The following is a 15,778-nucleotide window of genomic DNA, read 5'->3' on the forward strand; positions in this document are numbered from 1 at the left end:
CCCTGATTATTCGTCCCTAACTTGCCTTGTAGTAAGTTGGGGCTTTTTATTATTTAGTAGATTACTTTAAATTCGTCCCGATGGCATTGTGGGAAGTATGGATATAGGAGTGGTAGATGCACCCTGATTATTCGTCCCTGACTTGCCTTGTAGTAAGTTGGGGCTTTTTATTATGAAGGCTCTAGCAAATTAATTTCAAATTCGTCCCGATAATGCGGTGGGGAGTGCGGATATAGAAGTGGTAGATGCACCCTGATTATTCGTCCCGAACTTATCTTATGGTAAGTTGGGACTTTTTATTATCCATAGAAGCTGGCGAGAATTGATAAATTCGCAATCGATCGTTCTCATAATAAATTGCCTGGAGATCGGGATGGTAGCGACGGTAAGTTTCGCACAATTGTAACATTGCTGTCGCGAGTTGCGTGCGTCCGCTGGGCGATCGATAATTACGATAGGTCGGATCGATCAGGACTGAATAGGGGACTGGATACTCTGGCTTATCAGAGATAAAGGGACGCTTTTCGACAAAGACCAAAAGTGTAGTTTGATGTGGAAATACGAAGCTAGCGGCGGTAACTCGATCGCGATATCGGGCGGTAAATTGAGCTGCATCTTCATACCAGCCGCGACCATAGACTTGAGACAATTGTTCGATTGGCGCGACGACAGTCCATTGATGGTGGGGAAATAGATATCCGATCTCTACTGCTTTGCGGGCGGCGGCATCGTATTCGAGATAATCGATTTGGGGCGATGGTGGCAAACAAAAATTGAGCGTAATTGCCAGAAAAACGGTTAAACAGATCGGTACCGACCAATTAGCCAATAATAATCTCCCGGCTGAAGCGATCGCGATAAATAGCAATCCGACTAGCAAGCTCAAACCGATCGGAAGCGTCGTTAAGATCCCCGTCAGCATCGCAAAGCCGCTAGTTGGAATGGCTGCTAATACGCCCAAAATCAGCCAACCCATACTCAAGGTAAATAAGGCCATTTGTCGCCCAAAAATGCCACCAAACCACCCAAATAAAATTAAAATCGGCAGAGTAGGATCGAGAGCTAGAGCCAGAAAGGTGCAGCAACTAGTATTAACGATCGTGGCGGTTCGCTGTGAAGATCCGATAATCTGCGTGCTGCAACCGATCGCCAGGATGACAAACAGCGCGCTCAGTTCTGACTCACTTGCCGCCCACGATCGGATCAAACCCAGATCGAGCGCGTCCCGCAGCGTCCCCAGGCATTGACGAACGCCCAGTGGTAGCCGACTGGAAATTGGTAAATTCCAGGTAAACAGATAAGCTCCTAGACTATAGCTAGTTGCCAATGCCGCCGCACCATTTTTGGTCAGACAGCGCATCGTATAACCGATACCCAGCACTAGCAAAGTGCCAATAATCGCCCCCAATATCTGGACGACTTGGAGTGGATGCACTCCGCTCAAAGCGGTGAGAAAGGCCGCCAAGCTAGGAAAAATCGGCAAGTAGTTAATTTGGGGTAAGTCTCTTGCCAATATCTGTTGGACGACCAGCAATCGACCGTAGGTATCGGGATAAGTGAATCGAAACTCGACGATCGGATGCTCGAATCGCAGCCATAAGGAGAGCGCGCCGATCGACAGCATGACGATCGCTGTCAAAAATAGTGATGGTAAGCTAGAGCCAGAGTGATGACCAACCCGATCCGATTTGCGATCTTGTCGCTCGAAGGTATTTGGATCGCTCGATCGCAACCGCTCTTGGGGCACAACGGCTCGACTCGAAATTCGCACCCTGCTAGTCGGGACCACCCGGTGTTGTGCTTCGATTAGCAGCCGAGATTGGATTAACCGCTCGATGGCTCGCCACGGAGACAGCAACCACCGCGACAGTTGTGGCAACGATAACCCGCGATCGAAAATATCGATCGTCGAAAGTGCGATTTGTTGACCGAGCTGTTGAAATTTGCCGCGATACTGCCACCGATCGCTAGCAATCCAACCGATGCCCAAACCAGTCAGATAACACAATACCGCTGTTATCCACGTAAATAAACCTAACTTTGTCCACAATATCCCGCCAATGGCGATTGTCGCAGTCGTCCGCGCAAAAGCTCCCACGATGCGACTAGCCAATGAGGGGATCGATACCTGCCGAAATGCCAACAGCGGTAACAAGCCAAATAGAATGATAAATACTAGTACCACCCACCCACTGGTGAGAAGATCGAGGATGAGGGATGGTTGACTGAACACATGACGGAGACAAAGCTACAATCTCTAGTGTAGTCTGGGGTTTGGCGATCTGAACGATCGAATGTAGAAGTTACTAGTTATGACTTACTAGGGATTTGGATTTTGCGGCTCGCGTTCTGGAGGTTCCCTCCAGATTGAGCGAGACAGCGACGCATCGAACGGGAGGTTCCCTCCCGTTCGATGCGTCAAGACAAGACAGCGACTGAAATCACGCGGAGATTCACGACCCATGTGTTTCAGTCAAGACGGATTTTGGGTTGGAAATAAAATGCGCCCATTACCCACTACCTATTACCCATCAACCCATCCACCCATCCACCCAACTGACATCCTCTGCTATAATAATCATCCAGCGATCGTCAGGAGCGAAAATTACGGCTTATACGCGCCCCCTTGCTAACTTAATCGAGCAACTACAACGCTTGCCTGGAGTAGGTCCCAAATCTGCCCAGAGATTGGCTTTACATATTCTTAAACGATCGGCAACAGAGGTCGAGCAATTGGCTCAAGCTTTGATCGAGGCCAAGCAGCAAGTCGGCTTGTGTCAGGTTTGTTTTCACCTATCTGCCGAACCAATTTGCGATATCTGTCGCAACCCGCAGCGCGATCGACAAACTATCTGTATCGTCGCTGATTCTCGCGATGTGATTGCTTTAGAAAGAACGCGAGAATTTAGCGGTCAATATCATGTTTTGGGTGGGATTATTTCACCGATGGATGGAATTGGCCCCGAGCAATTAAATATTTCATCATTGTTACGACGCATCAATGAGCAAGATGTCAAAGAAGCGATCGTGGCAGTGAGTCCGACAGTCGAAGGCGAGACAACAACTTTATATCTCGGTAGACTGATCTCGCCGCTGACCAAAGTGACGAGAATTGCCTTTGGACTGCCCATGGGCGGCGATCTGGAATATGCAGACGAAATAACTCTCGCCCGCGCTCTAGAAGGCAGGCGAGAGATAAACTAGTGGGGAGTAACATTAAGTCATTTAAGGTCACACTGATAGTTGATAATTGATAATTACTTTTTGCTATGAGCCTTCAGCATAACCGACGATCCACTGTCTCGTTGGCGCAGCCTCTCGGTAAGAGAATCTGTAAATCGCCATCGGAAAACCCGACGTTGGCACAGCCACTCTGGAGGAGTTACGCAAATCGCTATCTACTATCCACTAAGTCAATCTTTTCTTGATTAATACAACCAGTTGCCCCAGTTGTTTTTTCAGAGTATCGACCTCAGTTTCAAGCTGGATGACCTTTTCAACAGTGGCTTGATGTTCGGTATTTTTGGTTTGCTCGAAAGCTTGGAAACTTGCCATTAACTGTTGAATTTGGGCATGTTGCGCGCTTTCTGCGGCTGCAAGCTGCGATCGTAATGCTTGAATTTCGGTATCGGTGCTAGTTTGTAGCTCGGCCATCCGCTCGTGAGCGCGAGTAAGCTGTGCTTGTAACTCCGAGAGGTCGTCATTGTTAACTTGCGATTCGGTTGGCACTACGACTGCGCTTGGTAGCTCTGCTACACGAGGACGAGCTTTGCGCGCTTTGGTCATCGCTACCCGAATTGCTTCAGCTAGCACGACTCGATCGAATGGCTTCTCGATGAATTCAAAAAATTCAAAGGGTTCGGAAATCTTACTAGTGACTTCCTCTTTTTTCCCAGACATTAATACCAGGGGGATTTTCTGAAATTCTGGATGTGCTTGAATTTGCTGAAATACATCCCACCCACTGAGTTTGGGCAAGATAAAATCTAACATGATCAGCGCAGGGTGTTCTTTTTCGACAAAGTTGATGCCCTCCAGCCCATCTTTTGCCTCGATTACTTCAAAGTCTCCCTCTGGAAGCATATCGCGCACTGTCTTCCTGATTACGCGGCTATCATCAATTACCAAGATTTTGCTAGTTGCCACACTTGACTCCTTTTTGTCTGTTATGAACTTAGGTGTTGTACTCGTCGTTACTCCTATCCTTATAATTCAGACGATCGAACCCAGTTTCAGTGCAAATAAATAAAATTCCCTATAAATTCCGATCTTAATCGAGAATTGCTAAGATTCAAGGGTAACATCGATCGACTCCTGCTCGACAATTTAATTAGGGGATAGGGGATAGGGATTAGGTTTTAGGCTTTAGGCTTTAGGTTTTAGGTTTTAGGCTTTAGGTTTTGGAACTGCGTTCCCTATCTCCCCGTCTCCCCGTCTCTCCCTTTCTCCTCTCCCCGTCTCTCCCTTTCCCATACACCCATGCACTCACCTACAGACTTAGCCAATTGGCGCGCGGAAGTTCAGGCTTTACCGAGTTGGTTGCGGCGATCGATCGGTACGGCTAGCGAACTTTCGACAGTGCAGCAGATCGTCAAGCAGCGTCAGATCCATACGATCTGCGAAGAAGGTCGCTGTCCCAATCGCGGTGAATGTTACAGTCAGAAAACTGCGAGCTTTTTGTTGATGGGGCCTACTTGCACCAGAAGTTGTGGTTTTTGTCAAGTAGATAAAGGACACGCGCCGATGCCGTTAGATCCTCAAGAACCCCAAAAAGTGGCTGAGGCGGTTGCACTACTGGGATTGCAATATGTGGTATTGACAGCGGTAGCGCGGGACGATTTGGAGGATGGCGGTGCGGGTTATTTTGTGGCGACGATCGCGGCAATTCGGGCTGTCAACCCGCAGACTCAAGTAGAAGTGCTGACTCCAGATTTTTGGAGCGGCAAGGATGCCCGCCAGCAGCAGCAACAACGGATTGCCACTGTAGTTGGCGTCAAACCAGCTTGTTACAATCACAATGTCGAAACGGTAGCCAGACTCCAAGATCGGGTGCGGCGGGGGGCAAAATACCAGCGATCGCTAGATGTGCTCGGTTATGTCAAGGAGTTAGATCGAAGCATTCCCACAAAGTCGGGGCTGATGCTGGGACATGGCGAAACTGAAGCCGAAATTATCGAAACTTTACAAGATTTGCGATCGATCGATTGCGATCGCGTCACATTGGGACAGTATATGCGACCGTCGTTAGAGCATCTACCAGTCGTCAAATATTGGACTCCCGCCGAATTCGATCGATTGGGAGAAATCGCCCGCGAACTAGGATTCAATCACGTTCGATCGGCACCATTGGTAAGGAGTTCCTATCATGCAGGAGAATGATTGGATTTTGGATTTTGCGGATGCGTTCTCTTCTCTTGACGCACACAAACGGGCGGGAACCTCCCGGAGGTTTAGCTAATCGATCGTCAACAATTACTGTTTTCCGTCCTTTGTAGCATCTACCTTAGCAGAAAAATAGAGGATTGCGAGTGCGAACTATCTGGTTCACTCCTCCCCATTTGGGGATGCTGTACACCTATGTTACCTGGTGAAGATCGCACCTCAATTAATTGTGGTTGTTTTTCTTCCTTTATAGATTTCGCGCGGATCGATGCCACTATCTTGAAGATATTTATAGACTATTTGCAATCTTTGTTCGGCGATCGTTGCCCTACTCTCCGAGCGATCGAATTTCTCTTCTAGCTCGCTATTCAATTTAATTTGAGCTTGGAGTTTTTCTTCTAATTGCTTAATCATCGGCCAAGCATTTTCTGGCTCGATTGTTGAAGTTTTAGATTGGATTTTTTCAGATAACTCAGTAGACGCATGACGATTTAATTCATCAATAACTGTTAGTGATTCGGATGATTTTGGCGTTGGTTTTGATTGATGAATATCTGTAGTGTTCCTAAGACTTTCTTGCATAACCTGAGCCAGCCACAAGACTTTATCATCGCGCTTGAGAACGAGTTGACCCGCGATTGTTTTGATCGTAAAAGTACCTGCATTTACATTGATATTCTGCACTGGATACCAGCTACTTTTAAAACTGACCAAAATATTCATATTAAACCGCTGTTTATCTTGAAATCTTTCGGTCGGCCACCATTTTTTCCACAAAATTGATGGATCTGTATACCAAATTCGATAGCCAGCAGGCGTTACATAATGTCTATATTCGATAAAACCCGGACGGCTGGCATCGCCAAACATTACAAAATCTCGCTCGATCGACATCCGATCGATTAATTCTAAAAATGGCGAGCCATGTTTGACAATTAGGGTACGCGGTTTGCTTTGTAAGTACATAATGGCGATCGGATCGCCATTGCGAGCTAGGAGTTGAGATACTCCCCCAGTCACCTCTAATCGTAGATTCGGACTAGCTAAGAGTTGATTGCTACCTTGAATGAATTTTTCAATTAATCGCTCGTCATCTAAGTCAAACATATTAGATGTGGTTGATTTCTCGCTAATCATATTTTTTAAATAAGGGATGGATGATAAGGGTGAGGAGATTAGGGATTAGTTAATATAAAGTTTAGAATTAGCGATCTCGGATAGATGAGGCAGACTCATTGTTGAGAGAATCGTTTGGGTATTATCACGATCGAGATCGCCAAATATTGGCGATCTGTTACGTAGCTGATTATGTTTTGACCCAATCGTAACCGATCGATCTAGCAATTCGTATCCGACAAAAGTCGGAGATTCGCTCTCAGGGGAGAGATACTCTCATCATCTTGAAACAGCTCCGACATCCTTGGTTTTGAATCCTAATCCCCTATCTGTAGCCGCTGTCTGAGCAGATTTAATCCCTGAGAGGCAGACATCCGGCGAATCAACTCTCGTTCCCGCTGTGAGCTTAACTGATATTTAATTCCCTCGACATTCCCATTTGGACTGGCAATACCGATATACACCAACCCCACAGGTTTAGTGTCCGTGCCACCACCAGGGCCAGCAACACCTGTAATACTTACCCCCCAGTCAGTTCTCAACTTAGTCTTGACCCCCGCCGCCATCTGTCGTGCCACGATCTCGCTTACAGCACCTTCAGCCGCCAGATCCTCAGCATTCACGTCTAAGAGATCGATTTTGACGCGATTGGCATAGGAAATTACCCCACCCATAAAATATTCAGAACTGCCAGGGATATCTGTCAGCATCTGACCCAAACCTCCACCAGTACAGGATTCGGCTACAGATAGAGTTTGCCCTTTGGCTTTTAATAATCCGCCGACGACACTAGCCAACGTATCCTCATCTTCACCATAATAATGCACCCCAGCAATTTGTTTGATTTCCTGCGCGATCGGTTCGATGAGCGCGTTTGCCTCTGCCTCATTTGCCGCTCTTGCTGAAATCCGCAATCGGACTTCGCCTTTGCCTGCATATGGAGCGACTGTGGGATTGGCAGAGTTAAAGAGATGATTCACCTTTTCGGCTAAGGCGGCTTCGGGAATGCCAAAAAAGCGCAGACTGCGACTATAAATCGTACTTTGGCCGTAACCTTGAGTTTTTAAAAACGGAACGGCTGTGTCCCGCCACATGCGTTGCATCTCGCGCGGAACGCCTGGAAAAGTAAAGATCGTCAATCCCGCTCGCGGCTGCCAAATCATTCCTGGTGCCGTCCCCGCAGGATTGGGCAAAAGATCGGCACCTGCGGGTTGGAGTGCCTGTTTGCGGTTGCTCGGTGTCATTACTCGCCCACTCTGAGCGAATTTTTGCTGAATATCGGCAATGACTTCGGAATGTTCTACTAATGGCGTATTAAAATAACTGGAGATCGATTCTGTTGTCAAATCGTCTGGTGTCGGCCCCAAACCACCTGTAAAAATTAAGATACTCGATCGATTAGCAGCAATCTCGATCGCTTGATGGACTCGATCGATATTATCCCCTACTACTGTTTGATAAAAATGCGGTACTCCTAGCTCGGCAAGTTCTTTGGCTAAATATTGAGAATTACTATTGAGAATATCACCGAGTAATAATTCGGTACCGACACAGATTACTTCAGCAGCCATAAGTTAGATCGGGAGTTATAGGGATGAGTGTGGACGATTCGATCGAATAAAGATAGAGATATATCGAGTGCAGCGATCGTTATCTTTAATTAAGCTTGTGCAACATTTACGTAATGAATGGCGAGAGTTACGTAGTTACTCATATACTTTACTATACTCTCTAATTTATCCAAGCAAATGTCCCAAACCACAACCGCTAAATCTTTCTTACAGCTTATCGGTCGCACTTCATTCCTGGGCTTCATTGTCTTTTGTGGTTTGAATCTATTGCCTCAACCTGCCTCTGCTCAGTCCCAAACCCAGCAGATTGTTAATGCTTTTTTTAATAGTGGTTATAGTTACTGCGATGCTCAAATGTTGGCTACTGCTTGGCAAACTAACCCCTATGGTGCCAAAATTAGAGCGGGTAAAATGATTCTCGGTTATGCCGCCTTTCCAGGTCGCGTCTCAAATAAACTCGCAGCCGCACGTAGAACTTATAGCGGACAGGGGGTTTGTAACTATAGTAGCAATTTTAGTTATGAAGATGCTGTCGCACTCGCCGCCTACTGGAATATCCCTGTCGAAACGGCTAAATCCAGCCTGACGAGTAAATTAGAATACGGTAATTTAGCCCTAGCCAAAAAAGTCGTCCGCGAAGCCTATCAAGCTTCTAAAAAATCCGATCGTAACCAGCCGATCTCTAGTCGGGCGCGCACATCTAGTTTGACTAATCTATTTACTGGACGGGATAAATGTTTAGATATTATTAATGACGGTAGAAACGATCGAGTGACCATGGCTGAATGTGGCAATTTTACTGGCCAGCAATGGACGCTATCTCCCAGTCGAGCAAATTCAGATACTTATCGATTGACAACTCAATTTACAGGCACAAATAAGTGTTTGGATATTATCAATGATGGTAGAAACAATAGATTGACAATGGCTACCTGTGGTAATTTTTCTGGTCAATTCTGGAAGCTATCGCCGAGTAATAAAAATTCCGGTACTTATCGATTGACAACTCAATTTACAGGTGCGAGTAAGTGCTTGGATATTATCAATGATGGTACTAATAATCGATTGACGATGGCTCAATGTGGTGATTTTTCAGGACAATACTGGGTCAAGAGTGATGCTCCTTAAATTACAGCAGATTGCAACTCGATCGAGGTACACCATTTAATAAATTCAAAAACCCGACTTCTTACAAGAAGTCGGGTTTATATACCTTACAAACAGAAAAGTGCTGTAATTGAGAATTGAGAGCAAAAGATCGTGACCGAGATTAATTGGAAAATTGGCATTGAGATTGAATTGTTAGCCCCATTGCGCAAAAGTCGCCTCGACTTAGCACAAGCGATTAGCGATCGTTATCAAGGTAGTATTCGATCGTTTTTTCATCCTCAATCCGAGCCGAGCAAAGTACCAGGCGTGCCGATTTTTCATAATTTAACGCTGGGTTATGAAGTATTAGATGCCCAGCAAAATTCGATCGCCAAATGTGTAGACGATCTGACATTGCAAGCCGATCTCAATCGTAATGCGCTACCAAAACCTGGTTGGTATCGGATCGTCAGCGATGACGAACGATTGTTGCGACTGATTAAACAGCAAGCAGATCCACAACTACCATTGGCAGAAGTGATGCAACCGATCGCGCGGTTGTTTGGCACCTTACCCGAATCTGGCCAGGGCGGCATGATTCGAGTTAATGACGAGGTTGGGGCTTCGATCGCGATCGCTGCCCCATTACCGGGCGAAAGAGAGCGACCATGCGAGCTAATTACAGCTCCAATATCTACACATCATGCCGAGCGATTAGAAGAATTATTAAGTCTGGCTCGATCGCTTAATTTTACGGCTCCTCTGGAGGGCGCGACTCACATTCATTTCGATGCGACTGCGATGCAATCGGCTCATGCGATCGCCAATCTTGTGAATTTACTCTGGATTTATGGCGATATTCTCAAACAATTGATGCGTACCAATCCACATTGCCGACGATTGGGTCGCTGGTCTAATTCTCTAGTCGAAATAGTCTCAGCACCAGGCTTTCGCAATCTCGATTGGCCAGAAGCTCAAGCTAAATTGCAGTCAGCCAATCTAACTAAATATTGTGATTTTAATCTAGTCAATTGTATTCAAAATATTCCTCATAAAAATACGATCGAAGTGCGGATTTTGCCAGTCTATCTTGAAAGTCAACCGATCGTCGAGGCTGCATCTTTATTTGCCGCAATTTTAGAGTGTTCGCTGGAGTCAAAAATCATCAAAACTAGAGAAGTTAAGGTATGCTCGATCAAAAATACCAAATCTTTACTAGATATCTTACCTTTATCTAAATCTCAGAAAAATGATTGGTTAGATCTTGCTAAAAAGTCCCTGAAGGAAAAAAATAATTAGTCTTAAGTAGGTGAGCCTAATTAAATATAAGATAGGTAGTGCTCATCAGCTAGGTTTCAGACAAAATCTATTTTACAAATAATTGCGCCTACCTACTTATAGCAGTACTCAGAGTAATTAGGACATTATTAAACCTTAGGACATAGCCCCGACTTCTTACAAGAAGTCGGGGTTATGTCCTAATCTCATTGGCAGTTGCGATATTTTGGACATCTATGCAAAACCCCCCTCACACCAGTGTGAGGGGGGTTTTAATCTCTCAAATCAAACAGGTATTAACCGTTGATAGCAGGAGCAGTCAAAGCAACAGGAGTAGCTTCACCAGCAGCCAAGTCGAGCGGGAAGTTGTGAGCATTACGCTCGTGCATTACTTCCATACCCAAGTTAGCGCGGTTGATGATGTCTGCCCAAGTGTTGATGCCACGACCTTGTGAGTCAACTACAGATTGGTTGAAGTTGAAACCGTTGAGGTTGAACGCCATGGTGCTTACGCCCAAGGAAGTGAACCAGATTCCAACTACAGGCCATGCACCCAAGAAGAAGTGCAAGGAACGGGAGTTGTTGAAAGAAGCGTATTGGAAGATTAAACGACCGAAGTAGCCGTGAGCTGCAACGATGTTGTAAGTTTCTTCTTCTTGTCCGAATTTGTAACCATAGTTTTGGCTTTCAACTTCAGTTGTTTCACGAACTAAGGAAGAAGTTACCAAGGAACCGTGCATAGCGGAGAACAAGCTACCACCGAAGACACCAGCTACACCCAACATGTGGAAGGGGTGCATTAAGATGTTGTGCTCAGCTTGGAATACGATCATGAAGTTGAACGTACCGGAGATACCCAAAGGCATACCGTCAGAGAAAGAACCTTGACCGATGGGGTAGATTAAGAATACTGCGGTTGCTGCTGCTACGGGAGCGGAGTAAGCGACGCAGATCCAAGGACGCATACCGAGGCGGTAGGAGAGTTCCCATTCACGACCCATGTAGCAGAAGATACCGATTAAGAAGTGGAATACTACTAGTTGGTAAGGACCGCCGTTGTATAGCCATTCATCTAAGGAAGCTGCTTCCCAGATGGGGTAGAAGTGAAGACCGATAGCGTTGGAGGAAGGAATAACAGCACCGGAGATGATGTTGTTGCCGAACATTAAGGAACCTGCTACTGGTTCGCGAATACCGTCGATGTCTACTGGAGGAGCGGCGATGAAGGCGATGATGAAGCAGATTGTTGCGGAGAGGAGGGTTGGTACCATCAGGACGCCGAACCAACCGACGTAGATGCGGTTCTCGGTGGAGGTAATCCAACTACAGAAGCGATCCCAGACGTTCGCGTTCTGGGTGCGTTGTAAGGTTGTGGTCATGGTTTTATGATTGCTTGTGTTCCTGGTGGAACGGAATGTTTTTGATGTATGTACATAATTTAACTCGATTGTTAACGTTTGTAAACCTTTCTCAGGTTTGTAGACCTTATGGGAGTCATCAGGTTTGGTTATGACTGGGGATCGAGTCATCTTTTGCACACATAGCGAGCTGAGTTGAATTTCTGGCGACATCGATCTGGATCGACAGTTCTTCACCACTAGTCACTTTACTTACTCTATCCGTAGTGACAAAGTTAGATACTTAGGATCGTGAAAATAGTGGATAGCAGCAATTCGCGTGCCGTCTGCCTATATTTAGGGCAGGCTGTCGCCAACGCCGCCGCAGTATCCAAAATCCAAAACTCCTCATGGCACAATAGAACAACTCACTAATAACAGACAAATTGTGAAGATTGGGATCGTTGGAATTGGATTAATCGGCGCGTCGCTGGGTTGGGATTTGCGCCAATTAGGTCATGAAGTAGTTGGTGTTAGCCGTCAGCAGCAGACTTGTGAAATTGCCATCGGTAAAGGTGTGTGCGATCGAGCCAGTTGTGAGCTGGCAAGCCTTAAGGATACTGAGGTTATCTTTATCTGTACCCCAATTGCCGCAATTCTGCCGATGGTGGTGCAACTAGTACCGTTGCTAGATCCGCAGACGATTATCACCGACGCCGGATCTGTCAAAGGCGCGATCGTCGATCGCGCGACAGAAATATGGCCGAATTTTGTAGGCGGACACCCGATGGCTGGCAACTCAGAAAGTGGGATTGCGGCCTTTGAAAAGGGTCTATTTGCCGATCGCCCTTATGTTTTGACCCCAACACCAATTACAGTCCCTTCTGCTCTCGATACAGTTGAGGCGTTAGTACGATCGCTCGATGCTGTCATTTATCATACGACTCCCGATCGACACGATCTGGCGGTGGCGTGGATTTCCCATTTACCCGTAATGGTGAGTGGCAGCTTAATTGGTGCTTGTTTGGCACAAGCCGATCCGACAATTCTCGATCTGGCCAAAAAGTTTGCCAGTACTGGCTTTAGAGATACCAGTCGGGTGGGAGCTGGCAACCCCGAAATGGGGATGATGATGGCACAATACAATCGCGATGCGCTGCTGAAGGCATTGCATGGCTATCGCGATCGGTTGGATAGTGTAATTAACTCGATCGAACAAAACGAATGGACAGAAATTAAGGATTTGTTAACCAATAATCAAGCCGCACGCCCTGAATTTTTAGATAGTAAAGATATTCATGATTAGACCTCCTGCCAAAGTCGGAGATCGGTGTATGGAGGGTTGAGGTTAGCGGATAAGGCGTCGGGAATAGACCAGTGTCAATGATGGGAAACGCCAAGCACAAAAAAAGACCATTCGATCGAATAGTCTTAGTTATAAATAATTAATCTAGGCAGCTAGAAACTGCTATCTCGATCGCTAAAGTGGTAGAAAATTAAACCGGAACGATTGAAATTGCTGACTATTAGCTTAGTCCGCATTCGCTTAGCGTTTCGCAGAGAAGGCCGACTTTGCACCGTTAGCCGCGATTTTAATCGCTGGCTGGCTGACAAGATCGAATGTTATTTAATAAACAACATTTCCTCATAAGTAGGCAACGGCCATAGGTCGTCGGCGACTTCAGCTTCGAGTCCGTCTGCATATTTGCGGACATCATCCATCAACGGACGCACGGTTTTGACGAGATATTGCATGTGTGCTTCCATCGAGTCAAAATCTTCATTGTGTAAGGAAGATTCTAATTTGCTGACTAAATCCATCATCGATTTAGTCAAGCCAGAGACTTTGTGGGCACATTCAGTATCGAAATCAACGCCGATTTCTTTGAGTCCGGCGATAGTCGTAGACAAGTCAGTCAAGTAGCGGCTGGCGGCTGGATAAATCAGCTTTTTGGCAATGCTGATGACTAGTTTAGCTTCGACCTCGATCGACTTGATATACTGTTCGGCGTAAGTTTCGTAACGGCTGGCCAGTTCTACAGGCGAGAGAATACCCAGGTTGCTGAATAATTTGACGATCGCTTCTTCATTCAGTACGGGTAAAGCATCTGCTGTCGTCCGCAGGTTACGCAAACCGCGTTCTTCAACTGCCATTTTGTGCCACTCCTCAGAGTAACCGTTGCCATTGAATACCACTGCGCCGTGGTTGTCGATTACCTCTTTGAGTACGGTTTGAATCGCCACATTGAGTTCGGTGCCTTTAGCTGTTTCCGTTTCTAATTTATCGGCCATCCAATTGAGAGAATCCGCCAGGATCGTGTTCATTGCCACTAATGGCCCTGCCACCGACTGTCCCGAACCGACTGCGCGGAACTCAAAACGGTTACCAGTGAAGGCAAATGGTGAAGTCCGGTTGCGATCGCCTGCATCTGTGGGCAAGATCGGTAAGGTATCGACACCAATGTGCATCACACCTTTAGATTTCGATCCCTTCAGATTTCCTTGTTTGATTTGCTCGAAAACATCTTGCAATTGATCGCCTAAATAGATCGAGATAATTGCTGGTGGAGCTTCGTTGGCACCCAAACGGTGATCGTTGCTAGCTGTAGCAATTACCGCACGCAACAGTGGGCCATAAGTGTGAATACCACGAATGATCGCACCGCAGAAGACTAAGAATTGAGCGTTAGAGTGGGGATTGTCGCCTGGATCTAATAAGTTGCCTTGGGTGGCATTACCGACAGACCAGTTGACGTGTTTGCCCGAACCATTAATGCCTGCAAACGGTTTTTCATGCAGCAAGCACATGAAGCCATGTTTTTTGGCCATGGTCTTGAGCATGGTCATGATCAGTTGCTGGTGGTCGGTAGCAACGTTGGCAGCCTCGTGGTAAGGCGCGATTTCAAATTGACCGGGTGCGACTTCGTTGTGGCGGGTTTTGGCAGGAATGCCGAGTCGGTAGAGTTTTTCTTCGACATCTTGCATGAACACCTGTACGCGTTCGGGAATGGCACCAAAGTAGTGGTCGTCAAATTGTTGACCTTTGGCAGGTGGTTTCCCAAACAGAGTTCTGCCTGCGAGCAACAAGTCGGGACGACTGTTGGCAAAGTTGGCATCGACCAAAAAGTATTCTTGTTCTGCGCCACAACTGGAGTTGACGGGTGCAATGTTGCTGTTGCCCAATACTTTGAGGACTCTGGTTGCGGCTTTATTCATTGCGGCATTCGATCGCAACAGGGGCGTCTTCTTGTCGAGAGCTTCGCCAGTCCAAGAGACAAACACCGTCGGGATGCACAAGGTGGAACCATTATCGGTTTCCATGATAAAGGCTGGACTAGTGACGTCCCAAGCTGTATAACCGCGTGCTTCAAAGGTAGAACGGATGCCACCATTGGGGAAGGAAGAACCGTCGGGTTCGCCTTGTACTAAGAGCTTACCAGCAAACTCAGAGATGACCGAACCATCACTTTGGACGGAAACAAAACCGTCATGTTTTTCAGCAGTGGCATTAGTCAGCGGATAAAAGACGTGAGCGTAGTAAAGCGCGCCTTTAGAAATCGCCCAATCTTTCATCGCGACTGCTACAGAGTCTGCGATGTCGATATTTAGCGATTCGCCAGTTTGAATCGTCTTTTTAACAGATTTAAAGACATCCTTGGGCAGGCTTTCTTGCATCTTGCTCAAAGTGAAGACATCGCACGCCCATAGATCTTCCAACCGTTTGGGAGCCTTGGGGGGCATTGGCTCGCGGTTGGTAATTTGATAAATTGCTTGCATTCGGGATTCATTTCCACTCACAGCTTTTTTCCTCTCTGGCTCTTGACACCAATAAATAATAATTGCGATCCATACCTAAAATAGGTACATATGATACCGATTGACAGCGATAGATGTGTGTTCGACAATATTTTCGCTGTTGAGTAGTCAGTAGCTACCTGTATTTAACGTCACATTGGTTGAGATAACCCAGCCCAAACAAGTTTGGTAACAAAGGTGTCGCTACAT

The 15,778-nt window shown here is 46.4% G+C and carries 11 protein-coding genes; 5 read left to right on the forward strand and 6 right to left on the reverse strand.

Annotated elements, in window-relative coordinates:
• Positions 1-271 precede the first annotated feature (271 nt).
• Positions 272-2,233, reverse strand: coding sequence for a hypothetical protein (locus CHA6605_RS25455; protein ID WP_015162246.1), 1,962 nt, complete (start codon positions 2,231-2,233; stop codon positions 272-274).
• Positions 2,234-2,577: 344 nt separating this feature from the next.
• Between CHA6605_RS25455 and recR the strand changes: the two genes are divergently transcribed.
• The gene (gene recR / locus CHA6605_RS25460) at positions 2,578-3,204 is read left to right on the forward strand and encodes a recombination mediator RecR (RefSeq protein ID WP_051039044.1); all 627 of its coding nucleotides are present in this window, start codon (positions 2,578-2,580) and stop codon (positions 3,202-3,204) included.
• A gap of 204 nt (positions 3,205-3,408) precedes the next feature.
• Here the strand turns inward: recR and CHA6605_RS25465 are convergent, their stop codons facing one another.
• Complete coding sequence (locus CHA6605_RS25465) at positions 3,409-4,146, reverse strand: response regulator (RefSeq protein ID WP_015162248.1); 738 nt, start codon at positions 4,144-4,146, stop codon at positions 3,409-3,411.
• Between the two features lie 333 nt (positions 4,147-4,479).
• Here CHA6605_RS25465 and lipA point away from each other — a divergent pair, with 333 nt between their 5' ends.
• Positions 4,480-5,379 (forward strand): lipoyl synthase, encoded by a 900-nt coding sequence (gene lipA / locus CHA6605_RS25470; RefSeq protein ID WP_015162249.1) that lies wholly within the window; start codon positions 4,480-4,482, stop codon positions 5,377-5,379.
• Between the two features lie 222 nt (positions 5,380-5,601).
• On the opposite strand, the gene CHA6605_RS25475 is transcribed toward lipA, so the two are convergent.
• Together CHA6605_RS25475 and CHA6605_RS25480 are read right to left on the reverse strand one after the other, a co-directional pair.
• Complete coding sequence (locus CHA6605_RS25475) at positions 5,602-6,519, reverse strand: type 2 periplasmic-binding domain-containing protein (protein ID WP_015162250.1); 918 nt, start codon at positions 6,517-6,519, stop codon at positions 5,602-5,604.
• Between the two features lie 296 nt (positions 6,520-6,815).
• Entirely contained in the window at positions 6,816-8,069 is a 1,254-nt protein-coding gene (locus CHA6605_RS25480; RefSeq protein ID WP_015162251.1) for a competence/damage-inducible protein A, read from the reverse strand.
• Positions 8,070-8,246: 177 nt separating this feature from the next.
• On the opposite strand from CHA6605_RS25480, the gene CHA6605_RS32060 reads away from it, so the two are divergent.
• Positions 8,247-9,197, forward strand: a complete 951-nt coding sequence (locus tag CHA6605_RS32060; protein ID WP_015162252.1) for an RICIN domain-containing protein — start codon at positions 8,247-8,249, stop codon at positions 9,195-9,197.
• Positions 9,198-9,329: 132 nt separating this feature from the next.
• Entirely contained in the window at positions 9,330-10,457 is a 1,128-nt protein-coding gene (locus CHA6605_RS25490) for an amidoligase family protein (RefSeq protein ID WP_015162253.1), read from the forward strand.
• A gap of 275 nt (positions 10,458-10,732) precedes the next feature.
• Here the strand turns inward: CHA6605_RS25490 and psbA are convergent, their stop codons facing one another.
• Positions 10,733-11,815: a photosystem II q(b) protein gene (gene psbA / locus CHA6605_RS25495; RefSeq protein WP_041549986.1), complete on the reverse strand. Its 1,083-nt coding sequence runs from the start codon at positions 11,813-11,815 to the stop codon at positions 10,733-10,735.
• 406 nt (positions 11,816-12,221) lie between these two features.
• Between psbA and CHA6605_RS25500 the strand changes: the two genes are divergently transcribed.
• Positions 12,222-13,079: a prephenate/arogenate dehydrogenase gene (locus CHA6605_RS25500; RefSeq protein ID WP_015162255.1), complete on the forward strand. Its 858-nt coding sequence runs from the start codon at positions 12,222-12,224 to the stop codon at positions 13,077-13,079.
• A 317-nt stretch (positions 13,080-13,396) separates the two neighbouring features.
• Here the strand turns inward: CHA6605_RS25500 and CHA6605_RS25505 are convergent, their stop codons facing one another.
• Positions 13,397-15,571 carry a glutamine synthetase III family protein gene (locus CHA6605_RS25505; protein ID WP_015162256.1) on the reverse strand — a complete coding sequence of 725 codons (2,175 nt, stop codon included), beginning with the start codon at positions 15,569-15,571 and terminating at the stop codon, positions 13,397-13,399.
• Positions 15,572-15,778: the final 207 nt, after the last annotated feature.

The sequence above is a fragment of the Chamaesiphon minutus PCC 6605 genome, from assembly GCF_000317145.1.
GTDB classification, from domain to species: domain Bacteria; phylum Cyanobacteriota; class Cyanobacteriia; order Cyanobacteriales; family Chamaesiphonaceae; genus Chamaesiphon; species Chamaesiphon minutus.